Origin of the sequence: Massilia phyllosphaerae (genome assembly GCF_034659755.1) — a bacterium.
Lineage (GTDB): Bacteria > Pseudomonadota > Gammaproteobacteria > Burkholderiales > Burkholderiaceae_D > Telluria > Telluria phyllosphaerae.
Window position 1 is genome coordinate 637,395 of the sequence record NZ_JAXSQX010000003.1, and the last position, 26,052, is coordinate 663,446.

Here is a 26,052-nt window from a genome sequence, read left to right on the forward strand (position 1 = left end):
GCGGTTGCTTTGCCGTACAATGTGATGGAATCCGCAATTATTTTTCATTTAATTGGCCTCCATGTCCGACCAGAATACGAACGACGATCTCAGCTGGCTAGCCGGCGGCGGCGAAATGGGCGCGTTGATCCGTTCGATGGACTGGTCGAAGACGCCCCTCGGTCCGCTGCACACCTGGCCGCAAAGCCTGCGCACCTCGGTCAGCCTGTGCCTGTCCTCGACTTTCCCGATCCTGGTGGCCTGGGGGCCGGACGATATCCAGATCTACAACGACGCCTACCGGCCGATCTGCGGCGACCTGCATCCGCGCTCGATGGGCGGCGCCTTCAAGGAAATCTGGGCCAGCGCGCTGCCGGTGGTGGGCGACGCCTTTGACCGCGCGCACCGCGGCGAGGGCACCTATATCCGCGACCAGCGCATGTTCCTCGACCGCCACGGCTACCTCGAGGAAGCCTTCATGACCTTCTCGTTCTCGCCGATCCGCGACGAGTCGGGCGAGGTGGGCGGCATTTTCCACCCGATCTCGGAAGCGACATCGGCGGTGCTGAACGCGCGCCGCTCGCAGGGCCTGCGCGACCTCAGCGCCGCCATCGGCGATGCGCGCGCGGTCAGCGACATCGGCAGCGACATCGCGGCCCACCATCCGAACCTGGCGCTCGACCTGCCGTTCATGCTGCTGTACCACATCGATGCCGACAGCGGCATGCTGCACCGCTGCGGCAGCGCCGGCCTGGATGGGCACCCGGATCTGGCGCCCGAGTACGTCGCGTTCGACGATGCGCTGTGGCCATTCGCCGCCACCGCCCAGGCGCGCAGCGCGCAGCAGGTGCATGGCCTGCGGCCGCGTTTCGGCAAGGTCAAATGCGGCCCCTACGATATCGCGCCCGATGCGGCGCTGGTGCTGCCGGTGACGGTGCCGGGCCAGCAGGAGCTGTACGGCTTCGTGGTGGCCGGCGTCAGCGCGGCGCGCGAACTGGATGCCGACTACCTGAATTTCTACGGCCTGCTGGGCGCCGCCGTCAACACCGCGGTCGGTAACGTGATCGCCTACGAAAAGGAACAGCGCCGCGTCGAGGAGCTGGCCCAGATCGACCGCGCCAAGACCGCCTTCTTTTCCAACGTCTCGCACGAATTCCGCACGCCGCTGACCCTGATCCTGGGGCCGCTCGACGACGCGCTGGCGGATGCCGCCGAGCCGCTGGGACCGGTGCAGCGCAAGCGCATCGATGTCACCCACCGCAACGCGCTGCGCCTGCTGAAGCTGGTCAATTCGCTGCTCGATTTCTCGCGCATCGAAGCCGGGCGGGTACGGGCGACCTACGAACCGGTCGACCTGGCGCGCCTGACCGCCGACCTGGCCAGCGTGTTCGAGTCGGCGATGGTCAAGGGCGGCCTGGCCTACCACGTCGACCTGCACGATTTGCAGCAGCCGGTCTGGGTCGACCGGGACATGTGGGAAAAGATCGTCTTCAACCTGCTGTCGAATGCTTTCAAGTTCACGCTGCACGGCGGCGTGACGGTGGCCTTGCGCCACCTCGACGGCATGGCGCGCCTGTCGGTCATCGACAGCGGCAGCGGCATTCCCGAAGCCGAGCTGCCGCGCGTATTCGAGCGCTTCCACCGCATCGAGGGTACCCCCGGCCGCACCTATGAAGGCACCGGCATCGGCCTGGCGCTGATCCAGGAACTGGTGCGCCTGCACGGCGGCAGCATCGCGGTGCACAGCGTGGAGGGGCAGGGAACCCGCTTCGACGTCGACATCCCGTTCGGCCACGCGCACCTGCCCGAAGACCGCATCGTGCAGCCGGATCCGGGCGCCGCCGCGCCGGGCGCCGCCACGGCGGACGGCGAGGGCGGCCGCATGGGCGCCGCCTTTGTCGAGGAAGCGCTGCGCTGGCTGCCGGACCAGGAAACGACGAACAGCCGGCCTCTCCCTCCCACCGGCGCGGTGGAAGAGACGGCCACGGCCCTGCTGGAAGCGCCGGCCGTCCTGCCGCGCATCCTGATCGCGGACGACAACAACGACATGCGCGCCTACCTGAAAGCGCTGCTCGACCCGTACGCCACGGTCAGCGCCTGCAGCGACGGCGAAGCCGCCTACGAGCACCTGTTGCGCGATCCGCCCGACCTGTTGCTGAGCGACGTGATGATGCCCAAGCTGGACGGCTTCGGCCTGATCGCGCGCATCCGCGCCAACGACGCCGTGCGCCAGCTGCCGGTGATCCTGTTGTCGGCCCGTGCCGGCGAGGAAGCCAAGGTCGAGGGCCTGCAGGCTGGCGCCAACGATTACCTGGTCAAGCCCTTCGCCGCCAACGAGCTGCTGGCACGGGTGCGCCACCAGATCGCCCTGACGCGCGAACAGCGCCGCCACCAGGACGAGCTGGCGCAGCGCGAAACCTATTTCCGTACGCTGGTCGACAGCGCACCCGTCATGCTGTGGACCACCGATGCCACCGGCTACTGTTATTACCTGAGCCAGCGCTGGTACGAGTTTACCGGCCGGCCGATGGAGCAGGACCTGGGCATCGGCTGGACCGAAAACATCCATCCCGACGAACGCGAGCAGGCCAAGGCGATTTTCCTGACGTGTAACGCCGCCCAGACGCCGTACGTGGCTGACTTCCGCCTGCGCCGCAAGGACGGCACTTACCGCTGGGTGGTCGACACCGGCCTGCCGCGCTACGACGACGCCGGCAACTTTGCCGGCTACGTCGGTACCGTGATCGACGTCCACGACCGTGCGCTGGCGCAGCAGGAGCAGGAGCGCCTGGCGCACGAGCTGACCGAAAAGAACCGCATGCAGAGCGAGTTCCTGTTCACGCTGGCGCACGAGCTGCGCAATCCGCTGGCGCCGATCCGCACCGGCCTGGAACTGATGCGGGTGCGGCCCACCTCGGCCAACGCCGGCAAGGTGCAGGCGATGATGCAGCGCCAGGTCGACCACATGGTGCGCCTGGTCGACGACCTGCTCGACATGGCGCGCCTGTCCGAGGGCAAGGTCGAACTGCGGCGCGCCCCGGTGACGCTGCAGGAGGTGGTGCGCGACGCCGTCGAGATCAGCACGCCGCTGCTGCATGCCGGCGACCACCAGCTGGCGCAGCGCCTGCCGCAAACCGAGGTCGCCCTGAACGCCGACCGCCACCGCGTCGCCCAGGTGCTGAGCAACCTGCTCAACAACGCGGCCAAGTACACGCCCGCCGGCGGATGCATCGCCGTCGAGGCGGTGCTGCAGGGAGACGAGGTGGCGATCTCCGTCATCGACAACGGCATCGGCATCGGTGCCGAGGTCCTGCCGCACGTGTTCGACATGTACGTGCAGGCGCACAACGGCCACGCGATGGCCCAGGGCGGGCTGGGTGTCGGCCTGAACCTGGTCAGGCGCCTGGTCGAGCTGCACGGCGGCCGGGTCGGCGCCGAGAGCGGTGGGGCCGGGCAGGGCAGCCGCTTCACGGTGTGGCTGCCGCTGGCGCAGCCCGCGCAGGCGCAGCCCGCGCAGGCGCAGCCCGCGCAGGCGCAGCCCGAGGCGCCGGCGGATGCGGCTGTCGAGCCGGCCGGCCCCGCGGCTGCCGACACCCTGCGCGTGCTGGTGGTCGACGACAACCTCGATGCGGCGCAGACCATGGGCGCCCTGCTCGAGATGAGCGGCCATGCGGTGCGGCTGGCGCATGACGGCGCCGCGGCGCTGGCGGCGGCGGCGGCGCAGCCGCCGCACGTGGTGTTCCTCGACATCGGCCTGCCCGACCGCAGCGGCTTCGAGGTCGCGCAGGCGATGCGGGCGCTGGCCGGCATGCAGGACGCCACGCTGGTGGCGCTGACCGGCTGGGGCGCGGAACAGGACCGCAAGCGCTCGAGCGAGGCCGGGTTCGATGCGCACCTGACCAAGCCGGCGGACTTCGACAGCGTCGAACGGCTTCTGCGCGACGCGGCCGCCAGCCGGGGACTCTAGCGCAAGCGTGCGAAGCGGTGCGGGTGGAAAGCTTACACTGGCTTTCCAATAACCTTGCCCTTAAAGGAGACAACCACCATGCCGCGCCTCCATACGTCCGGTCCGCACCCCACCGAACTCTATTATTACGAACAGGGACGCGGCCAGCCCGTGGTGCTGGTCCATGGCTGGCCGCTTAGCCACCGCATGTGGGAATCGCAGATCACCGCCCTGTCCGAAGCCGGCTACCGCGTGATCGCCTACGACCGCCGCGGTTTCGGCCAGTCCGGCCACCCGACCGCCGGCTACGACTACGACACCTTCGCGGCCGACCTGAACGACCTGATGACGAAGCTGGACCTGCGCGACGCCGTCATCGCCGGCTTCTCGATGGGTGGCGGCGAGGTGGCGCGCTATATCGGCCGCTACGGCAGCGCGCGCGTGGCCAAGGCCATGCTGCTGGGCGCGGTGCCGCCCTTCCTGCTGAAGACCGGCGACAACCCGCAGGGCGTCGACGAATCGGTGTTCGCCGACATGTTCAACGCGGTCAGGCACGACCGCCTCGGCTTCCTCGGCGACTTCTTCTACAAGTTCTACAACCTGGACAAGTCCTCCGGCCAGGGGCCCCAGTCCAGTAATGAGCTGCTCGCCTTCAGCAAGTGGATCGCCTGGGCGGCCTCGCCGCTGGGCACCGCGCAATGCATCGTCGCCTTCGGCGAGACCGATTTCCGTGCCGACCTGGCCAAGTTCGACGTGCCGACCCTGATCGTGCACGGCGACGCCGACCAGGTGGTGCCGCTCGCCGTCTCGGGCCGCCGTTCGCACGAGCTGATCAAGGGCAGCCGCCTGGAGGTGATCCAGGGCGCGCCGCACGGCTTCGCAGCGACCCATGCGCAGCAGCTGAATGCGCTGATGCTGGACTTCCTGCGCGGCTAGGGTTTCAGTGCCGCTGCGGGCCGCTGCCCCTTGCCGGTGGCGGCCCACCAGATGCCGCCCATCAGGTGGCCCAGGTACTGCGGGTCGCGGTACATCTCGGCGTTGTGCCCGAGGGTGGTGACGAACACGCGGCCCTGGCCGGACCGGCCGGCCGTGCGGTACCAGGCCACCGGATGCTCCGCACCCATGCCGTGCGCCACCTGGCCCGGCCAGATCCGGGTCGGGTCGTAGCTGGACTCGTCCACCTTCAGGACCGTGTGGTTCTCCACCTTGTACGGGTTGGTCAGCTCGTACCACTCGTCGCTCCACATCCAGCGCTGCGGCACGCCGTAGGCGGCCGGGAAGTTGCTGTCCACGGTGTCGATGGCGGCAGTCTGCACGATCGGGTGGATCGTGAAGGAGCGGCCGACCAGCTTCTCGTACCAGACCCACCCGTCCTTCGGCGCGATCATCGCGCGGTGCACGATGACGGCGTTGCCGCCGCCATTCATGTAAGCCTCGAAACGGGTACGCTGGGCCGGATTCAGTTCTTCGCCGGCGGTGTTCAGCAGGACGATGGCCCCGTACTGCTTCAGGTCGCCCTCGAAGCTGTCCGGGCGGTTGGTGTAGACCAGGTCGAAGTTGTGCAGCCTGGCCAGCTGCTCCAGGCTGGCGCGTGCGATCGGAATGTACTCGTAGTGGTATTTGTTCGGCATCGCCAGCACCAGCAGCTTGAACTGGGTATCGGCGGCGCCGGCCGCTGCCGCCATCGACAGTGCGGCGCCGGCGGCCAGCATCGGTAAAAAGTAGCGCATTCAGTTTCCTCTTGATCGTCAGGGTGCCGGCACGCCCTCGGGCTTGCGTCCGGCCCGGGGCACCAGCCAGCCGCCGTCGGCCAGCCAGTCGGACAGGCGGTCCGGCCAGTGCTGCAGCGAGACACGCTCGCCGCGCTGGCCCATGTTGAAGGCGTGGTCGGTGTCGGCGTACAGGTGCAGCTCGGCCGCGACGCCGGCTTGCACCAGCTGCTGGTACAGGCCGAGCGCCGGCGGCATGCAGCAGGCATCGCGCGAGCCGGCCACCAGGAAGGCGGGCGGCGCATCCTGCACCGCCCGTGCCGGCACGCCCAGCGGACCGGGATACACCAGCACCTGGAAGTCGGGCCGGCCGCTCTGGCGGTCGAGCGCATCGCGCGGGGTGGCGGCAGCCGGCTCGGGATTGTCGGCCACCAGCGTCACCAGTTCGCCGCCGGCCGAGAAACCCATCACGCCGATCCGTTGCGGATCGATGCCGTAGTCACGCGCATGGGCGCGCACCCAGCGCACCGCGCGCCGCAGGTCGGCGGCGGCGTCGCCTTCGATACTGTAATGTGCCCCCGAGCCGGTGTCGCGCGCCAGGCGATACTTGAGCACGAAGGCGGAAACGCCCACGCGGTTCAGGGTCTTCGCGGCCAGCATGCCTTCGTTCTGGAACACCAGCATGCGGTGGCCGCCGCCCGGCACCACGATCACGGCGGCGCCGTTGGCATGGCGCGGGTCGGCCGGGACCACGGTCAGCGACGGGTCGTGGACGTTGCTCACATAGGCGCCGTCGGTGAGTTTTTCGGGCTCGCCGTGGCGCTTTTCGGCGCCCGGCGCACCGTCCGGCCACAATGCGACCACCGCGGGCGCGGCGGGCTGCTGGGCGCTGGCGCAGGTCCAGGCGCAAGCCAGCGCCAGCAGCAGGGGGAGGCAAGCACGCACTCGCATCGGCTTATTCCACGCGCGCCGCATACAGGCTGTGGTGGGTCAGGATGAATAGCGTACGCTTGTCCGGGCCGCCGAACAGCAGCTGCAGCGGGCGCTCCGGCACGTCGATGCGCCCGGTCTGCCTGCCGCCTTCATAGACGAACACCTGGCCGTTGGCGACGTAGACCTTGCCGTCCGGTCCCAGCGCCGCGCTTTCGCCGCCGCGGTCGGCCACCGCCTTGAGGTCGGTGATGGCGCCGCCCTGGCCCAGCAGGCCGCTGAAGGTGCGGTTTTCCGAACCGTTGGTGAACACCACGCGCTCGCCCACCGCGCCCTGCACCAAGCCGTGGGTGTCGAGCGTGTCCGACCAGCGGTAGCCCAGGTGGTCGGCCGGACCCTGGCGCAGGACCCGGTAGGCCGGCAGCACCAGGCTGCCGTCCGGCGACACGTATTCGCGCGCCTTGGGCAGTGCGACGTCGCGCGCGAACATCTCGGCCAGCGTGGTGAATTCATAGGTCTGCGGGTCGATCTGGTCCTTGAATTCGGCGTTCTGCCAGAAGTTGACGGGAATCGCCACGCGCGCCCCGGTACGCTGGGCAAACGGCGTCGGCTTGATCGTCGCCATCTCGGTGGCGGGCGTACCCGGCTTGAAGGCGTACACCGTGGCTTCCGGCCCCCACGAGGACAGCACCATCAGGTTGCCGCTGCGGTCGACCGCCAGGTTGACCGGGTCGAGCGGCGCATCGCGCTCCACCGTCAGACCCTCGCTGCGGCTCCAGCCGTGGATGCGGCGCCAGTGGCGGTCGACAAAGTACAGTTTGCCCTTGCCGTCGACGGCGCCGCCGGCGATCGAATAGAAGCCGTCGGCCAGCTTCTCGACTTTTCCCGATGGCGCCGGTGCGGCGCTTTGCTTGCCGCTGTAGTCGAACACCGCGAATTCGCGCTCGCGCACCTGCAGGCCGCGGGTGACGTCGACGATCGCCTGCTCGTACGGGTACTTGGACGCGCGCAAATAAGTAGCGCAGCCATTGTCGTCGCAAGTCGCAAAACCGCTCTCGCCGTTGACGTGGACGTTGCGGAAGCGGATGTCGCTGGAGTTGGTGATCTTCACGGCGCTGGGCGCCGGCTTGATCGAGCGCGTCACGCGGTAGGCATGGTAGTTGGCGAACAGCAGGTTGCTCGAGTTGCGGATCTCGAGCGAGACCGCATCCATGCCGTCGCGTACCTCTTCCTCGGTCTGCGGCGCCAGGAATTCCCAGTTCTTGACGCCATCCAGCACGATCTCGGCGCGGACGTGGTGCTCGGCCGAGAGTTCGTAGACGTGGCCCGGCGTGCTGGTGTTGGTGACGGTGAAGCCGGCCTGGGCATAGCCGCTCGGGGTCCAGATGCCGGAGAAGGTGCCACCGCCGCCATCGGTCACCCACAGGCTCGGGTACTGGCGGTCCCAGTGGGCGGTAGGGTCGAAATTGGCGTCCTTCTGATAGGGATCGCTACGGCGGCCATCGGCCAGGCGGGTGCCGTGGCCGCCCTGGATGCGCACGTCGTCGACCAGGGAGTTGGCGCCGGCGCGCCACAGCAGCGCCACCGCGCGCGGGTTGACCTCGCCCGTGGCCAGGCCGATGCCGGACACGATGGCGTCGCCGCCGCGCGCGCTTTCCAGCAGCGCCTTGGGGCTGCCGACGCCTTCGAACGCGGCCGCGCCGTTCGGCAGGACGATCTGGGTCAGGCCCGGATGCAGGCCGACCAGCACCGTATCCGGCTTCATGCGGATGGTGTCCTTGACCAGATAAAAGCCGAGCGGCAGGTAGACCACCCGATTGCTGTCGATCGCTTTCTGCAGCGCCGCGGTGTCGTCGGCCTTGCCGTCGCCGCGCGCGCCGAAGCTGCGCACGTTGGCCCATTGCGCGGTCGGCGGCAGCGGCCGCAACGCCGGCGCCGCCGACGTTGCCGCTGCTGTTGCTGTTGCCGATGAGGCGGACAGCGGCGAGGTCTTGTAATTGGTGGCGAAGCGCCCCGGCGTGCCCATGTCCTGCAGCGCCAGGCCGTAGTTGAAGGCGTCGACCTTGTAGGCGCCGCCGCCGTTGGCGCCCGCCAGGGTCTTGCCGCTGTCGCGGAAGCGCACAAAGGTCGGCACCTTGCGCGCGCTGGCGTTCTCGAAGCCGACCTGGGTATACACGTTGTTTTCGTTGCTGACGACCAGCGCCGCTTTGGTCACGTTGTCGAAGCGTACGTCGCGGCCCCACAGCCAGTCGCCGTAGCCGCGGTCGATCTCGATGCCGACCGGGGTGTTGCGGATATCGGTGTTCACCAGCGTCAGGCCGGCTTCGTGCTCGCGGATGGCGGCGTCGCGCTGGCCGTCGAACTGCGCGTCCAGCAGCGTGAACTGCCAGGCCGGCGAGGTCTTTTCGGCCAGGATGCCGTAGCGGCCGCCGAAGAAGCGCAGGTTGTAGGCGATGTTGCCGACCTGGTAGACGCCGGCCAGGCCCGAGCCGGTATGGAAATCGATGTGGCTCAGGTTCGAGTGCTGGGCGGTGTGCATGCGCACCGCGCTGGCCGCCGGGTTGCCGTCGCCGATCTCGAAGTCGACGTTCGACAGCGCCGAATAGAAGGTGGCGGAATTGGCGTCGCGCACCTTGCCGCTGAAGGGGACTTCGCCCTGTACCGGCATCGGCACCTTGCCGACCGTGTACTGGTCGCCGCCGGTGAAGATCACCATATTGGCCACGCCCTTCTGGAAGCCCGGCGTGTTCGCCCCCAGCACGAACACCGGGCGGGTCTTGCCGACGCCGTACACGCGCACGGCGAGCGGGATCAGGATGCTGCGCGTGATGCGGTAGCGGCCCGACGGCAGGAACACCAGGCCGCCTTCACCCTTGTTGGCGGCGTTGTCGATCGCTGCCTGGATGGCGGCGCTGTCGTCGGTCACGCCGTCGCCCCGGGCGCGCACCACGACCGCGTGCGGGTCGTCCGGCATCTGCTGGTAGGCCGAGGTGGAAGCCGGCGCGGCCGATACGGCGCCCGCGGCGAAGGCCAGGCCGAGCGCCAGGCCGAGCGCCAGTGCGGGCACCAGCGGCGCCGGGCGCGAAGGCGACATCATCTTCATTGTTATTGTCTCCTGTTTGATTTATTTGATCAGCACCGACAGCAGCAGCACGAACAGCAGCCCGAAGATGCCGACCAGCGTCTCCATCATCGACCACGAACGGAAGGTATCCTTCAGCGACAGGCCAAAATATTCCTTGAACATCCAGAAGCCGGAATCGTTGACGTGGCTGCACATCAGGCTGCCGGCGCCGACCGCCAGCACCATCAGGTTCGGATCGCAGCCCGAGCTCTCGACCAGCGGGCCGACCACGCCGGCGGCGGTCACGCCGGCCACGGTGGCCGAGCCGAGGCAGATGCGGATCAGCGTCGCCACCGCCCAGCCCAGCAGCAGCGGCGGCACCGGCATCTGGCTCAGCTGCTTGCCCAGTTCGGCGCTGACGCCGGAATCGACCAGCACCTGTTTCAGGGCGCCGGCGCCGGCGATGATCAGGAGGATGGGCGCGATCTCGCGCAGCGCTTCCTGGGCCGACTGCATGACCTGGGGCAGCGTCTTGCCGCGCGCCAGGCCCAGCGTCCAGATCGCGACGGCGTAGGACAGCAGCATCACCACCAGCGGGTTGGACAAAAAGGCCAGCGGCTTGGTCAACTCGGGGCGGGCCAGCGTCAGCAGCGTCAGCGCGGCCAGCAGCGCCACCGGCAGCAGCGCGGTGGCGAAGCTGTTGAAGGCGCCGGGCAGCTCGGTGTCCGGCACCTCGGTGTGGCGGAACATTTGCGACGGCTGGGCGCGGATATGGCCCAGCGACATGGCGAAGATCGGCCCGGCGATGATCAGGGTCGGGATCGCCACGGCGAGGCCGTAGACCAGGGTCTTGCCGATGTCGGCATGCACCGCCGCCACCAGCGCGGTGGCGGAAGGGTGGGGCGGCAGGAAGCCGTGCGCGATCGACAGGCCGGCCAGCAGCGGAATGCCGAGCGCCACCGCCGGCCGGCCCGACTGGTAGACCAGCGAGAAGATCAGCGGCACCATCAGCACGAAGCCGACGTTGTAGTACAGCGGCAGCCCGACCACGAAGCCGGTGACCGTCATCGCCACCGGGATGCGCCCCAGGCCGAGGCGCTTGACCAGGGAGCCGGCGATGCAGCGGGCGGCGCCGCTGTCGGCGATCAGCTTGCCGAACACGGCGCCCAGGCAGATGATCACCACCAGGGAGCCGAGCAGGTCGCCGATGCCTTTTTCGATGGCACCGGGGATCTTCGCGGCAGGCATCCCCAGCATAAGGGCCGCCACCAGGGCGGCGATCACGAACGCGATCAGGGGCTGCACCTTGCCCCAGGCGATCATCAAGGTCAGCAGCCCGACCGCCAGCAGCACCGATAACATGTTCAACACAGGTAGATCCTTTCAGAGCAGGATGCAAAAGCCCGATGCGGAGGCGTCGTTCAGGCGGCGCGCCGGACGATGCGATCGACCAGCGCTTGCGGTGCTTCGGTGATGTCGAGGCGCAGGCCGGCTTCGCCATCGTCCAGGGGCTCGAGGTCGCGCAGCTGGCTGTCCAGCAGTGCCGGCGGCATGTAGTGGCCGCTGCGGCCCGCCATGCGCTCGGCGATCAGTGCCCGCTGCCCCTGCAGGTGCGCAAAGCGCAGGTCCGGATCGGCCTCGCGCAACAGGTCGCGGTAACGGCGCTTGAGCGCGGAACAGGACAGCACCAGGCCGGTGCCTTGGGCACGTGCGCTGCGGATTTCGGCGGCCAGCGCCTGCAGCCAGTCGGCGCGGTCGTGGTCGTCCAGCGGCAGGCCGGCCGACATCTTGGCCACGTTGCGGGCCGGGTGGAAGCTGTCGCCTTCGATGAAGCGCAGGTCCAGGCGCGCGGCCAGGGCGGCGCCGACGGTACTCTTGCCGCAGCCGCTGACGCCCATGACGACCCAGCTGTGCGGGTGTTGTGGTGTGGGAGGGGAATTGCTTGCTGCCATAGTCTGGTCTCCGTGTGGATAGCAGTTAGCGCTATCATTTTATTTTTTACCAAGTCTTCAGCAAGTCAAAAATTTTGTAAAGCACTATCGATGTTGCATAGCACTATATTTAGAAAATCCTTTATTAAAAGCAGGCACGGATCTGACGATACCGGCTGTAAAACCGACGGCATGGCTTGATAGCGCAATCAAGCGTGGCCTAGCCTGCCGCAGGAGCGGGGGTTGGTAACGGCAGGGACGGCTTTACGCACTCTGCATATTTGCAACTAACCGATCTTATCCTCCATACCTGGCCGGGAACCGGACGCAGCGTGCTGCCCGGCCGTGAGGCAACCAGGAGGAGGCGTTCAGCCCAGGCAGATGAAGTCGTTGTCGACTTGATGGCGCCAGGTCTTGATCAGGTCGCGGTAAGCGCTGCCGACCGGGCGGATGCGGCGGTCCAGGCCGTACAGGCCGTAGCGGTTCACCTTGCCCTTGTTTTCGGTGAGAGAGCTGTCCCAGTCGACCTGGTCGGTCAGGCTGTACCAGGTGAAGCCGAGCAGGGGCACGCCATCCGATTTCAGGCGAACCAGGTTCGACCATTGTTTCTCGAGCCAGACGCGGGCGTCTTTTTCGCCGTCGCCTTCGTCGCGGTTATTGGTCTCGGTATGCATCACAGGCAGGCGGTAGCGTTCGTAGTACTGCTTGGTGATCATGTAGTAGCCGAACATTTCGCAGATGTCGACCTTGCCGTTGGCATACACCATGTGCTCGTTGGTGGCGTAGTAATCGTTGCCCATGATGCAGCGCGACTTGATGCCGCGGTCGAGGAAGAAATGGTATTCCTCGCGCGTCATGCCATTGTCGGCCAGGAATTCGTACATCCGGCCGCTGACGTCATGGCCATACGCCAGGTCCAGCGCCAGGAAGCGCAATTCGTTCAGGTGGCGCGCGTAGCCGATCGCGTCCGGGCCGACCGGGTGATAGTACTCGGACGATTCGCTCTGGACGAAGCGGGCGGCGGGCTGGGCCTTCAGGATGGCTTCGGTCGCCAGGATGCTGGCCCGGGCCAGGTGCTTGACCGCGGTGACGAAGGCGCGCTCCGACGCCAGGCGCTCGTTCCACATGCCCAGCCGCGCCGAGAACTTGGCGGTGACGTACATCTCGTTCACCGGCGTATAGAAGGTAATCCACGGAAAGCGCTCGGCGAAGGCGCGCGCATATTCGGCCAGCCAGCGCGGGAAGTCGGGGTTCTGGAAATTGCCGACCCAGTCGGGCACGCCGAAATGGCACAGGTCGACGATCGGGGTGATGTGGAGACGCTGCAATTCCGCCATGACGCCGTCGGTGAATTCCCAGTCATACCGTCCCGGTCCCAGATGCACGCGGTGCCAGGGAGGGCCGTAGCGCAAGGCGTCGACGCCGATCTCGTGCGCCAGCTGCAGGTCTTCTTGCCAGCGCCGGTAATGATCGGCCTTTTCCATTTCATCCACGCGCAAGGGCGCCCCATCCGATCCTTCGATGACCGGATAGCTGCTCTCGATCCCTGTCGCAAACAAAAACCTCTGCATCCATCGCCTTTCGCAGTGCCGGCACGATGCCAGCGAGAACACATCTTAGCCGGACCTGGCTCAGATGCATCGCACATTAACGGTAGGAAATTCGCAGCACGTCCGATGTTCGATTTGTAACTACGTGAGCTCAAATGCAGATATCAGACTGGCTAAAGTCGCCCATGGATTCTTGCCCGTTTGATTTTACATTTTAGGCTTTTGGGTCCCGGCGATAGTTGCCGTAGTTACAGTCCTCGCCTGGTTATCACCACCGCATATGGCTGATATCACGCGTCTTTTTCATCGAAATCAGCCTTAAAACCGCTGATTTTTTCAATTTTTTGTAAAAAAGCTGCCCCATTTTTGGGCATTGTCTGGAATGCGCAACGCTTCGATGGAAGGTTACAAACTGAAAGAATTTTTTTTCCGGTGGGCAAAGCAAACTCCCATGAAAGTGCGTAGAATTCACCTTCATCAGTTTCTCGACGACAACTACTTGTGGTTGGCGTTGTGCTTTCAGCGCCTGTGATTCAACAGTCACCCAATAAAAGAAATCTTTCAAATGCAAACTCCCCGCCGTACCAGTGCCATCGCATCACGCAGCCAGTCGATGGTGCAGGCGCAACAATATGCCCTCCCGGTCCTGTTCAGCCTGTTTGGCGTGATCATGGGTTCGTGGGCCGGCCGTATCCCGTCGATGGCCGAACGCGTTCACGTGTCGCACTCCGCGCTGTCGATGGTGCTGCTGTGCGGTGGCCTGGGCGCCGTCCTGTCCTACCCGGTGTCGTCGCGCATGATGGCTTCGCTCGGTGCGCGCAAGACCATGCTGTTCGCCGGCCTGGCCCTGCTGTGCGTGCTGATCGCGATCGGCGTCGCCCCGGCCGTGCCGCTGCTGATGCTGGCCGTGCTGAGCCTGGGCATCACCGCCAGCACCTTCGACGTCGCCATCAACTCATCGGCCACCGAGCGCGAAAAGCGCACCGGCAAATCGGAACTGTCGAAGCTGCACGGTCTCGGCTGTGCCGGCGGCCTGGCCGGTGCGACCCTGGGTAGCCTGATGGCCAGCCTGCACATCGCCCCGGGCACCCACTTCATGATGCTGGCGGCGCCGCTCGCCGTGGCCCTGTACTTTGCGTATTCGCTGCTGGATGCCGACGACGTCGGCCAGAAAGTCGAGAAGAAGTCGTTCTCGCTGCCGCGCGGCCCGCTGCTGTTCCTGGGCGCGATCGGTTTCCTGGGCTCGATGGCCGAAGGCAGCATCGCCGACTGGAGCGGCGTGTTCTTGAAAGAGCATTTCGGCGCATCGGACGGCCTGGCGCCGCTGGCCCTGTCGGCCTTCTCGGTGATGATGCTGATGGCGCGCCTGGTCGGCGACAAGCTGAAGACCCGCTACGGCGCGCGTCCCCTGGTCACCAGCGGTTCGATGCTGGGTGCGGCCGGCCTGTTCTTCGCAGTGCTGTCGCCGAACGCCTACCTGGCGCTGGCCGGTTTCGCGGTGGCCGGCCTGGGCCTGGCGCTGGTGTTCCCCTTCGTGTTCAGCGCCGCCGGCGCCCAGGGCCCGGTGGCACTGGCCGGCGTGGCCAGCATGGCCTACAGCGGCAGCCTGATGGGCCCGCCGGTAATTGGCGCCATCGCCCAGGGCATGGGCATGCAGGTGGCGATCGCCTATGTCGGCGGCCTGGCAGCGCTGATCGCCTTCGTGGCAAGCCGCTCGCGCATGCTGAAGTAATGCGCTGAAGTGATTCGGGCGGCGCGTCTGTCTGCTTGCGCAGACGTTTCACCCTGCAGTGAGCAGTAGCAGCAAGCGTTTTCTCTGTAGTTCTCCTCCTTTGTTCGGGGCGGTCGCCAAACGGCACCGCCCCTTTTTTTCGTCCATGGCACGCGAAGGATGTATCAGGTAGCCTGATTTGATGAAAATGTGTGTTTTTAGGGCGACAACACGTGTTTCCTCTTGGAAAAATTGACGGATTCAATGATAATCACCAATTATTGCTTGGTGGATATTTTAATCTCATCAGCCACAGGTCTGGCGACGGCGCCGCCCGATGCGATTTCCTCACTCTCCGTTTGCGCCGATATCGTTCCAAGAAAGTATTCACCAATGCGACACATCAGTATCAAAACTATCGTCATGTCCGTTGTTGCTTTGCTCATCGGCATCATCCTGGCAGTGGGTGCACTGGGCTACTACAACACGCAAAGTGCCGTTTCTCTACTCGAGACCGCGGCATTGCGCGACACCCGTCAGCAAAGCATGATCACCGGCATCATGCTGCGTATGGAAACCAACCGCAGCCAGCTGCTGCAAGCTCTGCAGCACAACCCGGACACCGATTACGCGAAGTTGCACGACCACCCGCTGACGGTGCATTTCAAGCAGATCGCCGACAATACCCTGGCACTGGAAAAAGCGCGCGACCAATTCGATGCCTCGCTGCGCACCCCGGCCGCCAAGGCGCTCGTGCACAAGTGGTACAGCCAGAGCAGCGACCTGGGCATCGAAGACATCCGCAATGCGACCCGGGCGCTGGAAGCCGGCCAATGGGACGAGGCGGAACGCATCCTGATCACCCGGGTCAACCCGGCGTACCGTAAAGGACAGCCGGCCTACGACGAGCTGCAGGCCCTGCTCGACACGCGCAGCCAGGCGACCGTCGAACTGGCACACCGCTCCATCCGCACCAACGAATGGTTCATGGGCGCGGCCATTCTGGCCGGCTGCCTGGCCGGCGTCGCCGCCGCCATGTTCCTGGCGCGCAGCATCGTCAAGCCGCTGGCCGAAGCGGTCGCGATCGCGCGCAACGTGGCCAAGGGCGACCTGAGTGCCGACATCCATACCGATGCGCGCAACGAATTCGGCCAGCTGCTGCAGGCGCTGGGCGAGATGAACGGCAGCCTGGCCAATATCGTCGGCGAAGTGCGCGCCGAGGCCGACACCATCGCCTCGGCCTCGTCCCAGATCGGCGCCGCCACCCTGGACCTGTCGGGACGCACCGAACAGCAAGCCAGCACGCTGGAAGAAACCTCGGCCTCGGTCGAGGAACTGAGCGCGACCGTCAAGCAGAACGCCGACAACGCGCGCCAGGCCAATACGCTGGCGGCCTCGGCCTCGGCGATCGCCGTGAAGGGCGGCGCCACGGTCGGCGCCGTGGTCGACACCATGGGTGCGATCCAGGCGTCGGCGCGCAAGATCGCCGACATCATCGGCGTGATCGACGGCATTGCCTTCCAGACCAATATCCTGGCCCTGAATGCGGCGGTCGAAGCGGCACGCGCCGGCGAACAGGGCCGCGGCTTTGCCGTGGTGGCGTCCGAGGTGCGCAACCTGGCGCAGCGCTCGGCCACCGCCGCCAGGGAAATCAAGGAACTGATCAACGACTCGGTCGAGAAGGTCGACAGCGGCAGCCGCATGGTCGACCAGGCCGGCGCGACGATGCAGGAAGTCGTCGACAGCATCCGCCGCGTGGCCGACATCATGGGCGAGATCACCGTGGCCAGCCAGGAGCAGAGCACGGGCATCGAGCAGATCCACCAGGCCGTCAGCCAGATGGACCAGGTGACCCAGCAGAACGCCGCCATGGTCGAGGAAGCCGCCGGCGCCTCGAGTTCGCTGCAGGAGCAGGCCGCCGGCCTGGCGCAGCTGGTGAGCGTGTTCCGCCTCGCCGGGAACGCCCATGGCGCCGAGGCCCGGCGTGGGCAAACGGCGCATGCGCCGGCGCGTCCTGCCGCCGCACGCCTGCCCAGCCTGAGCGCCGCCTGATCCACGCCCGGCGCGGGCACGCGTTTGCGCTGGGCCAAGCGCCGCATGACTGACAAGAACTCCAGACCGCCTGCCGACTCCAAGCTGAGTCGCCAGTTTGCCAGAACGGAGTTGTCATGCAGTCAGAAATCGACGCCGCATCCGTCGCCGCGTTCCACGACCGCCAGTTGCACGAACGCGACTGGCCGATGCTGTCCCATGCCCAGGCGTCCGCCAGCCTGTGGCAGGCGATCGACGCCAACCACCGCTACAACGGCCTGCTCTGGCGCGAGGAAGACCGCGCGCGCCGGGTCGATGTGCCGCCGGACGAGATCGCCGCAAGCAAGCGCCTGATCGACCGCTACAACCAGCGCCGCAACGACGCCGTCGAAGCCATCGACGAAGCCCTGCTGGCCGAACTGGCCGGTGTGGCAAGCCTGCCCGGCGCCCGCCTGTCGAGCGAGACCGCGGGCGCGATGATCGACCGCCTGTCGATCCTGTCCCTCAAGATCCATCACATGCGCGCCCAGGCGCGGCGCGCCGATGCCACCGATGCCCACGTGCAGGCCTGCACCGCCAAGCTCGAGCGTCTGGTGGTGCAGCGCGACGACCTGCAATCCTGCTTCGACACGCTGCTGCAGGAAGCCCAGGACGGGCGCGCCTATTTCAAGCTGTACCGCCAGTTCAAGATGTACAACGATCCCGCGCTCAATCCCTACCTGAACGGTCAGGCGCAGGGTCTCGGCAGAGGAGTGCCATGAGCGGCGGCCACGACACCATCGACGTGCTGGTTCCGACCTGCAACCGTCCGGCGGCGCTGGCCGTCACGCTGGCCACGCTCGGCAGCCAGAGCTGGCCGCGGCTGCGCATCGTCGTTTCCGACCAGTCCGAACGCGCCGGCGCCTGCGAGCAGCCCGAGGTGGCCGCCGTGCTGCGCTACCTGCGCGCCACCGGCCGCAGCGTCGACACTTACCGCCGCCTGCCGCGCCGCGGCATGGCCGAGCAGCGCGCCTTCCTGCTGGCCCAGGCCCGCGCCGCGGTGTGCCTGTTCGTCGACGACGACGTCATCCTCGAACCGGACCTGGTGGCGCGCCTGCACGGCGTACTGCGCGCGGAGGGCTGCGGCTTCGTCGGCAGCGCGCTGCACGGCCTGAGCCATCTCGGCCAGCTGCGTCCGGCACAGGAAGCTGTCGAATTCTGGAACGGGCCGGTGCGTCCGGAAACCGTGCGCACCGGCAGCGCGGCCTGGGCGCGCCACCACCTGCACAGCGCCGCCAACCTGTTCCACGTGCAGACCCGTCTCGCCACCGGCGATGCCGTCAACCGGCGCTACAAGGTGGCCTGGGTCGGCGGCTGCGTGATGTTCGACACCGGCATGCTGCGCGCCGCCGGCGGTTTCGACTTCTGGCGCGAGCTGCCGTCCCAGCACTGCGGCGAAGACGTGCTGGCCCAGCAGCGCGTGATGGCGCGCTACGGCGGCTGCGCGATCCTGCCTTCCGGCGCCTATCACATGGAATTGCCGACCACGGTCACGGTGCGCGCGGTGGATGCGCCGTATGTGTTGCCGCTGGAGCCGGACGGGCCCGATCCGATGCAGCAGGAGCGCCTGCCCCAGGATGGCCTACCCCGGGATCGCCTGCCGCAGGATCGCCTGCCGCAGGGCCGGCGCTCCGGTACGCTCGAGTAAGCGATGGACCGCACCTGGCCTCGGCTCGACGGCGTACGCAGGATCGCGGTGCTGCGGCCGAATGCGGTCGGCGATTTCGTGTTCGCCCTGCCGGCGCTGCACGCGCTGAAGCACACCTATCCCGACGCCGAATTGGTCTTCATCGGCAAGGCATGGCACCGGGCGTTCCTGGCCGGACGGCCGGGGCCGGTGGACCGCGTGGCCGAGATACCGGCGCTGCCGGGCCTCGGTATGCCGCCCGACGCATCTGCCAATGCATCTGCCGACGCCCACGCCATCGCGCTGTTCATCGAGCGCATGCGCGGCGAACGGTTCGACCTGGCGCTGCAGATGTTCGGCGGCGGCCTGTATTCGAATCCCTTCCTGATGCAATTGCAGGCCCGGCTCACGGTCGGCATGCGCGCGCCCGACGCCCCCGCCCTCGACCGCTGGCTGCCGTACCGCGAACCTGTCAACCGCAGGCTGGCGCTGCTGGAAATCGCCGGGGTGGCCGGCGCCTGGCCCGGCCCGATGCCGATGCCGGAACTGGCCGTCACCGCCATCGACCGCGCCAAGGCGGTGCAGGCCTTGCCGCCCGGGGCAGGGGAGCGCCTGGTGATCCTGCAGCCCGGCGCCACCGACCCGCGCCGCTGCTGGCCGCCCGAGCGCTTCGCGGCACTCGGCGACATGCTGGCTGCCGAGGGCGCACAGGTGGCCATCAACGGCGCGCCGGCCGAGGCGGCGCTGGTCCGGGCCGTGGCCGGCGCCATGCGCCATCGCGCCGTGGTGCTGGCCGGCACGCCGGAAAGCGGCGGCCTAGACCTGGGCGGGCTATGCGGCTTGCTGGAGCGGGCGGCGCTGGTGGTGTCGAACGATACCGGCCCGTTGCACCTGGCGCTGGCGCTGGGTGTGCCCAGCGTCGGCATCTTCTGGCTGACCAATTTATTGGAAGGCATGCCGCTGCGGCCGTCCGGTTTGTGGGCGGCCCTGTCGGTGCGCACGCGCTGTCCGGTGTGCGGACGGGATAACCTGGCGCAGCGCTGTGCGCACGACGTGAGTTTCGTGGCCGAGGTGAGCGTGGACGAGGCGGCCGGCCTGACACGTGCGGCGCTGGCGGCGTCGGCAGCATAAACCGCGCCGTAGACAGGGGCACGCAGGGGGCGCAGGCAGTAGTGCAGGCAAGGGCACAGGAAGTAACGCAGGCAGTAGTGCAGGCAAGGGCACAGGCAGTAACGCAGGCAGTAGTGCAGGCAAGGGCACAGGCAGTAACGCAGGCAGGGGCACAGGCAGTAACGCAGGCAGTAGCACAGGCAGTAGCATAGGCAGTAGCACAAGCAGTAGCGCAGGCACTAACGCAGGCAGTGGCTCAGGCAGTCGTGCGAGCCGCCTGCGCTTCACCAGTACGGCCACATGCCGACCGTGCGCTGGCGGCTGGGCGCCGTGCCCGCCAGCAGGGCACGCGCATGTTGGAGCACGACGGACGCCCGTTCCGCGCCGGGATCCCAGATGCAGCGGTGGGTGTGGCGGTCGAGCGGGGCCCAGCGCGCGATGTCGGCCTTGCTGAAGATGACCACGCTCTTGAGTCTCAGGCCGGCGGCGATGTGCGACACGCCGGTGTCGTTGCACAGCAGCAGGCACGCATCGCGCATCAGGGCGGCCATGGCGCCGATCGAGATCGGGGCGGCGGCGTCGACCGGCGTCTGTTGCATGTGCTGCGCGACTTCGGCCGTCAGGTCGGCTTCCTTGACCGAGCCGGTGAGCACGACCTTGAGCCCGAATTCGGACGCCAGGCGGTCGCCCAGTTCGGCGAAGTGGCGCGGCGGCCAGCATTTGTCCCGGTGGCGCGCGCCGGGGTGGATGCAGATATAGCGGCCCGGTTCCAGGCCGCGGGCGACGCCGCTGGCCGCGAGCTCGTCCTCGTCCTGGCGCGACAGCGGAAATTCCAGTTGCGTACCGGCCGCCGCCGTGGCGGCGCCGGCACCGAGTTGTTCGATCAGCAACAGCAGCCGTTCCGGCTCGGTGCCGGTCTCGGGATACCGGAACAGGGCCGTACGTTCGCGTGTGATCGCGTCGCCGCGGCAAAAGCCCGCCATCGCGCCGGCGCCGAAGCCGCTGACGATATCGTTGCTGACCTCGCCGCTGCCGTGCAGTTGGAGCGCCAAGTCGAAGCGGCGCTGGCACAGGCCGGTATAAAACCCGGTGAGTTCCTCGTGCCGCACCGGCTGTTCCGGCAGCAGCGGATGGCCGGGGAAGGCGATGAATTCGTCGACGTACGCCTTGAAGCGGTCGGCGAATTGCTGCTGCGCCCACGGCAGTCCGACGAGGGCGATGTGCGCCTGCGGCAGCGCCGTGCGCAGGGCGCGCAGCGCCGGCACGGCGCACAGCATGTCGCCCAGCTGCAGGGCGCGGAACACGATGACGGATGCGGGGTCCAGCCGGTGCAGCAGCGGTCGCCGGGACATGGCGGGCTCCTCAATGCAACAGCGTGTCGAGCACGTTGCGCGTGATCCGTTCTACCCGGCGGTCGCGCGCGTTGCCGAGCACCTGCGCCCAGTCGGTGGTGCCGGCCGAGAAGACGGTGCCGCCGGCGGTGCCGCTGCCTGCGCCTTTGCGCCAGCTTTCGTGCCGGAACAGGCCGAGCGTGGCGGCATGCAGGCCTTCTCCGGCCGCAAGGCCTTCGCGCGGCGGCAGTTCCTGCCAGCCGGCATCCAGCGGCGCCACGGCCAGCGGCTGGTAGCCGGGCGGCGTGCCGGTGGCAACAGCGCGGGCTGCCAGGCGCGCACCTTCCATGCCGTCCAGCGCATCGAGCGGCGCGCCGTCGCATTCGTAGCCGGCCAGCGGTGGCCAGGTATCGCGGCCGAAGGCTTCCCCGCGCGCCAGTCCGGTGCCGGCGAATACCCAGTGGCGCGGCTGCTGGACGATGAAGCCGCGTGTCGTGCGTTGGCCGTCCCACCAGCCACCGCCGTTGCGGTAGCTGACGCCGCCGAGGCCGTCTTCCGGCCGGCCGGCGCCGCTGGCGGGCCACCAGTGGTCGCGCGCGCCCTGCGGTCCGCCCTGGTGGCACACCATCGCCGCGCCGCCGTCGACCAGGTGGATGCGCCACCAGCACAGGTTGGCGCCGAAAAAGGCGAGGTTGCCGCCGCCTGCCGCAAACGCCTCGACCGCATCGCGCGTGGCTTCGCTCCAGTATTCGTCGTGGCCGCTCGACACCAGCAGGCGCCGTCCCCGCAGCAGGCCGGGGTCGGCGTGGAGGTCGAGGTCGGTGCAGAAGTCGGCCGCATAGCCGGCACGCGCCATCCAGCGGATGAAGCGCGCATCCCAGTGGGCAAAGGACTGGCGCGGCGAGGCGGCGTCGTAATGGTCGGGGGCGCCCCAGACGTCGCCGCCGATGCCGCCGCCGGGACGGCGCAGCGACACGCGCGCGCCCGGCGGCTCGAGCGAACGCGGCGGGCTGGCATAAAAGCAGGCGCCGCCGCTGCGGTTGTAGGCGTGGTAGGTGGCGAGCGGCAATTTATACAGCAGCGGCCGGCCGCTGCCGCGCACCACGAACAGGGCGGCGCCGTCGCTGCGCGCCAGGTCGAAAGCGCGCTTGCGGCCTTCTTCCTCGAGGTCGGCGATCACCACGCCGGACGGCCAGCCAGCCGAGATGGCGAATGTATAGGCAGGCCAGGCCCAGTCCTGGTCCGCGGCGCGCGCCTCGGCCTGTACACCGGGCAGCCAGTCCGAGCGCTGCAGCAGTTCGGGCTCGTCGGACCAGCGCTGAAAGGCGACCCGGAAGCGCGGGCTGTCGGTGGACACGTGCAGGGTCAGCGTGCCGCCGGGCCACACGCTGGCCTGCCCCGGATAGGCGCGGATCATGTGGGCAGCTCCGGCTCGATGCGCTTGGTGACGAGGAAGGGCGGCATGGCCAGTGCGTGCAGCGGCATCTGGCGGAACGAGGCGAGCGCCTCGCGCGGCGTCTCGACGATCGGTTCGTCCTTGCCGTTAAAGGAGGTGTTGAGCAGGATCGGCACGCCGGTGCGCGCCTCGAAGCCGCCCAGCAGGCGGCGCAGCAGCGGATCGCCGTCCGGGCCGACCGTCTGCAGGCGCGCGGTGCCGTCGACGTGGGTGATGGCCGGCACCCGCGCCGCCATCTGCGGGCGCACCGGCGCCGCGAACTGCATGAAGGGCGACGGGCCGGGCAGGTCGAAATACGCGTGCGCACGCTCTTCGAGCACGACCGGCGCAAGCGGCCGGAACCATTCGCGCTGCTTGACGCGGGCATTGATCCAGTCGCGTATGGCGGCGCGGCGCGGGTCGGCCAGGATGCTGCGGTGGCCCAGCGCACGCGGACCGAACTCGCTTGGTCCCTGCAGCAGGCCGAGCACGCGGTTGTTGCGCAGCAAGTCGAGCATGTGGCTGCTCAGCGCGTCGAGCCCCGGCAGGTAATCGACTTTCACATCGTCGCGGTCGAGCAGGGCGGCCTCGATGTCCTGGCGATTCGGGGCCGGGCCGAGGTCGTCGTGGGTCCAGCGAAAGGCGGGGCTTTCGTGGCACAGTTCGGCCAAACCGTACATGGCGCAACCCAGCGCCGTGCCGGCGTCGCTGGGTGCCGGCGGGATGAAGACCTCGCGGAAGGGCGTTTCGCGCAGCAGCCTTTCGTTGGCCGAGCAGTTCAGCGCGGTGCCGCCGGCAAAGCACAGCCGCGGCAGGCCGGTCTGCGCATGCAGCCAGCGCGCCACTTCGAGCAGCGCGTCCTCGAAGGCGCGCTGGCCGGCGGCCGCCAGGTTGGCGCAGTCGTCGAAGACGGTGCCCGGCTGGCCGTAGCGGAAACGCTCGCGCTCGTGCAGGATGGCGCGCCACGGCGCCGGGATGCTGACCTGGCCGGCTTCGACGTCGAGCGGCGGCAGGCCGAGCACGCGCGCGTTGCCGTGCGGCGCCAGGCCCATCACCTTGCCTTCGTTGCCTTCGCCGGGGAACATGGTTTGCGTTAGCAGGAAATAGAACATGCCGAGACCGACCAAGCGCGCATCGTCGCGGTTCCAGACCTGCTTGTCGAGGCACAGCACGCGTTCGCGGTCGGCGCGGTAGAACGAGGCGACTTCGCGCCAGTCGCCCGGCACGTAGGCGGCACCGCCCCAGTGCTCGGTCAGCTCGGACACCGGGCTGCCCTGGCCGTCGACGATCATGACGGCGGCCTCGCGGAACGGCGATGGGTGGAACACGCTGTAGACGTGCGCCAGGTGGTGCGAGATGCGCGCGCGCCGGCAGTCGGGCGCGAGGCGCAGGCTGGCGGTGAGCTCGTCTTCGTACAGCGCCAGGTTGCCGGCTTCCAGGTCCGACGAGAAGCATTCGACCACGACGTCGATCGGACGCTCGGGCCAGGGCAGGCGCGGGCCGTAGTGGTCGCGAAAATCGCCGACCTTGCCCCAGTGATGCTTGCGCCGCGTGAGGCGTTCTTTCTGGATCGCCCACAGCAGGCGCGATCCCTGCATCAGGCAGACGCTGGCATCCTGCGTCCGGTTGATGCCAAGCACGACGGGCGCCTCGTTCATCGCTCTCTCCTGGTGGGGGCTCATGCGGGTAGTCGTATGGTCCAGCAAAGTCTTTGAACACAGCGGACGACTTTAGTTCGGCGTATCATCAGGCTAATGACCAATGGATATTTAGCCGATTTCCCATGCTGCACACGCCTGCTTCCTTCACGCCCCTGATGGCACCCCGCTCCAGCCCGGATGCCCTGTCGTTCATCTTCCATAACGGCCGCCTGCTGGTGCGCGAAGCCGACCTGGCCCTGCCGGACGAGGCGGCCGTGACCAGCCTGCGCCTCGATCCGGAGCGCCTGCAGCCGGTCGGCCTGCTGGACGATCGTTATTGCCAGGCCGGTTGGGTCGACGACGAGGCGCTGGCGCCGAGCGGCTATGGCTGGCGCGGCCTGCGCTCGCTGTTCGGCGAGCTCGACGAAGGCTTGCTGGGCGTGGCGATGCGCGCGGTGCAGCTCGCCGAATGGGCGCGCACGCACCGCTTCTGCGGCGCCTGCGGCAGCGGCACCGCGCTGGCCGGCGGCGAGCGCTGCTTCAAGTGCGTGAACTGCGGCCACATGGCCTATCCGCGCATCTCGCCGGCGATGATGGTATTGATCCGCAAGGAAGACAAGGTGCTGCTGGCCCTGCATGCGCAGTCGGCCGTCCAGCGCTTCGTGCCGCTGGCCGGCTTCCTGGAAGCCGGCGAGACGATCGAGGAAGCGGTGCACCGCGAGGTGTTCGAGGAGGTCGGCCTGCGTGTGCACAATCTACAATACTTCGGCAGCCAGTCATGGCCGTTCCCGCATTCGCTGATGATCGCCTTTACCGCCGATTATCTCGACGGCGAGATCAAGACCGATCCCAACGAAATCCTGGAAGCACGCTGGTTCGGCCCCGGCGACGCATGGCCGGAGCGGGTGCCGCATATCTCGATATCGAGCATCCTGGTCGACTCGCATCGCCCGAGCGCCTGACAAACCCCATGGCGGCGTTGCATCGTCTCGCCGTACTGGCGTACTGTCTTCGCGGTCCGCCGCTGCGGCGATGCGCCTTATCCTGGGCTTTGCCTGGCGCTCGGAACAGGCGCTCTAGGGCAAGCAGACTAGGGCAGGCGTCCCGGCGACGGCGTCGCCGCGATCCGGCCTTCCATCCGCAGCCCGGGCGGGATCTCTTCCGGCTTGTTGCCGGTATTGCGCATGCGTACCAGGCGCTGCATCAGGTCGAACCAGAACGGCGCCCCGAACAGCGTGGTCGAGGCGGTCAGCAGCCAGCCCGACACCTGCAGCGCAAAGTCGGCGTTCATCTGCGGCGGGAAGCTGCGCCAGCCGATCGGTAGCGTCATCAGGGCATCGACCAGCGCCGGATCGATCGCATCCGGCACGTCCTGCAGGTGCGCCACCAGCGCCGGCTGCTGCCATAGCGTGCGGAACAGGTGGATGCTGTCGATGTTGAACAGGATCGCCAGCAGCAGCGACAGCAGGAACGAGATCAGCAGCTGGCGCCGCTTATAGGTGCCGGACATGCGCGCCATCGCATTGTCGAACCAGCCGGCCAGCATGTCCTGGAACTGCTGCAGGTCGCGGGCCCGGTTGTACATGCCCTGCAGCGCGCTGCGCAGCTGCGGGTCGGGGATGGTGTCGATGGCGCCGCGCAAGGCCAGGAAGTCGCCCGGCGCCTTCCACAGGCTGTCGACCAGGGCAATCGCAAAATGCGCGGGTTCGATGTACGATGGTTTGGTGCGCAGCGACGCTTCGTCCTGCGCCGTGCCGTCGGTGTGCGGATTGACCAGCGGGTGGGCGTACACGGCGCGCGCCAGGCCGTCGAAACGCGGGTCGTTGAGCATGCTCTTGACGCCGGCCAGCAAGGTATTGGCGCGCAGCCGGAACAGTGCCGCCAGCGCTTCCTGCAGGGTGCTCACGATGAGGGCGACCGTGCCGTAACAAAACGTCAGGCCGACCGCGACTTCCAAAACAGTGCTGCCGAGCATGTTTGTCTCCCAAGCGGTGATAAGGACGTCAACAACGCTAGCGC

The 26,052-nt window shown here is 67.7% G+C and carries 19 protein-coding genes; 8 read left to right on the top strand and 11 right to left on the bottom strand.

Going from position 1 to position 26,052, the window contains the following annotated elements; genetic code table 11:
- The first annotated feature begins 61 nt into the window (after nt 1–61).
- Nucleotides 62–3,946, top strand: a complete 3,885-nt coding sequence (locus tag U1H99_RS15455) for an ATP-binding protein (RefSeq protein WP_323142605.1) — start codon at nt 62–64, stop codon at nt 3,944–3,946.
- Between the two features lie 78 nt (nt 3,947–4,024).
- Nucleotides 4,025–4,861 (top strand): alpha/beta fold hydrolase, encoded by an 837-nt coding sequence (locus tag U1H99_RS15460; protein ID WP_323142606.1) that lies wholly within the window; start codon nt 4,025–4,027, stop codon nt 4,859–4,861.
- Here the strand turns inward: U1H99_RS15460 and U1H99_RS15465 are convergent.
- From U1H99_RS15465 to U1H99_RS15495, 7 genes are all read right to left on the bottom strand, one after another.
- A complete protein-coding gene (locus U1H99_RS15465) occupies nt 4,858–5,655 on the bottom strand; it encodes a ThuA domain-containing protein (RefSeq protein ID WP_323142607.1) in 798 nt (265 codons plus the stop codon). The two genes, U1H99_RS15460 and U1H99_RS15465, sit on opposite strands and share 4 nt — an antisense overlap.
- An 18-nt stretch (nt 5,656–5,673) precedes the next feature.
- Nucleotides 5,674–6,585, bottom strand: coding sequence for an alpha/beta hydrolase (locus U1H99_RS15470; protein WP_323142608.1), 912 nt, complete (start codon nt 6,583–6,585; stop codon nt 5,674–5,676).
- A gap of 4 nt (nt 6,586–6,589) precedes the next feature.
- A complete protein-coding gene (locus U1H99_RS15475) occupies nt 6,590–9,667 on the bottom strand; it encodes a glycosyl hydrolase family 28-related protein (RefSeq protein WP_323142609.1) in 3,078 nt (1,025 codons plus the stop codon).
- 21 nt (nt 9,668–9,688) lie between these two features.
- On the bottom strand, nt 9,689–10,990 hold the full coding sequence (locus tag U1H99_RS15480) for a gluconate:H+ symporter (protein WP_323142681.1): 1,302 nt from the start codon (nt 10,988–10,990) through the stop codon (nt 9,689–9,691).
- 59 nt (nt 10,991–11,049) lie between these two features.
- A complete protein-coding gene (locus U1H99_RS15485) occupies nt 11,050–11,580 on the bottom strand; it encodes a gluconokinase (RefSeq protein ID WP_323142610.1) in 531 nt (176 codons plus the stop codon).
- Nucleotides 11,581–11,927: 347 nt separating this feature from the next.
- Nucleotides 11,928–13,118 (bottom strand): family 1 glycosylhydrolase, encoded by a 1,191-nt coding sequence (locus tag U1H99_RS15490; RefSeq protein WP_323142611.1) that lies wholly within the window; start codon nt 13,116–13,118, stop codon nt 11,928–11,930.
- A gap of 259 nt (nt 13,119–13,377) precedes the next feature.
- Nucleotides 13,378–13,674, bottom strand: coding sequence for a hypothetical protein (locus tag U1H99_RS15495; protein WP_323142612.1), 297 nt, complete (start codon nt 13,672–13,674; stop codon nt 13,378–13,380).
- Here U1H99_RS15495 and U1H99_RS15500 point away from each other — a divergent pair, their 5' ends adjacent.
- The 5 genes from U1H99_RS15500 to U1H99_RS15520 all read left to right on the top strand — a co-directional run bounded on the left by U1H99_RS15500 (nt 13,675) and on the right by U1H99_RS15520 (nt 19,648).
- On the top strand, nt 13,675–14,841 hold the full coding sequence (locus U1H99_RS15500; protein WP_323142613.1) for an MFS transporter: 1,167 nt from the start codon (nt 13,675–13,677) through the stop codon (nt 14,839–14,841). It begins immediately after the preceding gene.
- Between the two features lie 402 nt (nt 14,842–15,243).
- Nucleotides 15,244–16,872 (top strand): methyl-accepting chemotaxis protein, encoded by a 1,629-nt coding sequence (locus tag U1H99_RS15505; RefSeq protein ID WP_375341615.1) that lies wholly within the window; start codon nt 15,244–15,246, stop codon nt 16,870–16,872.
- Nucleotides 16,873–16,988: 116 nt separating this feature from the next.
- Nucleotides 16,989–17,612 carry a DUF4254 domain-containing protein gene (locus tag U1H99_RS15510; protein WP_323142615.1) on the top strand — a complete coding sequence of 208 codons (624 nt, stop codon included), beginning with the start codon at nt 16,989–16,991 and terminating at the stop codon, nt 17,610–17,612.
- Complete coding sequence (locus U1H99_RS15515; RefSeq protein WP_323142616.1) at nt 17,609–18,538, top strand: glycosyltransferase family 2 protein; 930 nt, start codon at nt 17,609–17,611, stop codon at nt 18,536–18,538. Before U1H99_RS15510 ends, U1H99_RS15515 begins: the two co-directional genes overlap by 4 nt.
- 3 nt (nt 18,539–18,541) lie before the next feature.
- A complete protein-coding gene (locus U1H99_RS15520) occupies nt 18,542–19,648 on the top strand; it encodes a glycosyltransferase family 9 protein (RefSeq protein ID WP_323142617.1) in 1,107 nt (368 codons plus the stop codon).
- 263 nt (nt 19,649–19,911) lie between these two features.
- Here U1H99_RS15520 and U1H99_RS15525 read toward each other — a convergent pair whose 3' ends face one another.
- Genes U1H99_RS15525 through U1H99_RS15535 form a run of 3 tightly spaced genes read right to left on the bottom strand, consistent with a single transcriptional unit; the run spans nt 19,912 to nt 24,051 of the window.
- Nucleotides 19,912–20,979 carry a glycosyltransferase family 9 protein gene (locus tag U1H99_RS15525; RefSeq protein WP_323142618.1) on the bottom strand — a complete coding sequence of 356 codons (1,068 nt, stop codon included), beginning with the start codon at nt 20,977–20,979 and terminating at the stop codon, nt 19,912–19,914.
- Between the two features lie 10 nt (nt 20,980–20,989).
- Nucleotides 20,990–22,375, bottom strand: a complete 1,386-nt coding sequence (locus tag U1H99_RS15530; protein WP_323142619.1) for a N,N-dimethylformamidase beta subunit family domain-containing protein — start codon at nt 22,373–22,375, stop codon at nt 20,990–20,992.
- The gene (locus U1H99_RS15535) at nt 22,372–24,051 is read right to left on the bottom strand and encodes a carbamoyltransferase family protein (protein WP_323142620.1); all 1,680 of its coding nucleotides are present in this window, start codon (nt 24,049–24,051) and stop codon (nt 22,372–22,374) included. Before U1H99_RS15535 ends, U1H99_RS15530 begins: the two co-directional genes overlap by 4 nt.
- Before the next feature lie 125 nt (nt 24,052–24,176).
- On the opposite strand from U1H99_RS15535, the gene nudC reads away from it, so the two are divergent.
- Nucleotides 24,177–24,995 (top strand): NAD(+) diphosphatase, encoded by an 819-nt coding sequence (gene nudC, locus U1H99_RS15540; RefSeq protein WP_323142621.1) that lies wholly within the window; start codon nt 24,177–24,179, stop codon nt 24,993–24,995.
- 128 nt (nt 24,996–25,123) lie between these two features.
- Here nudC and U1H99_RS15545 read toward each other — a convergent pair whose 3' ends face one another.
- Nucleotides 25,124–26,008 (bottom strand): hypothetical protein, encoded by an 885-nt coding sequence (locus tag U1H99_RS15545; RefSeq protein ID WP_323142622.1) that lies wholly within the window; start codon nt 26,006–26,008, stop codon nt 25,124–25,126.
- Nucleotides 26,009–26,052: the final 44 nt, after the last annotated feature.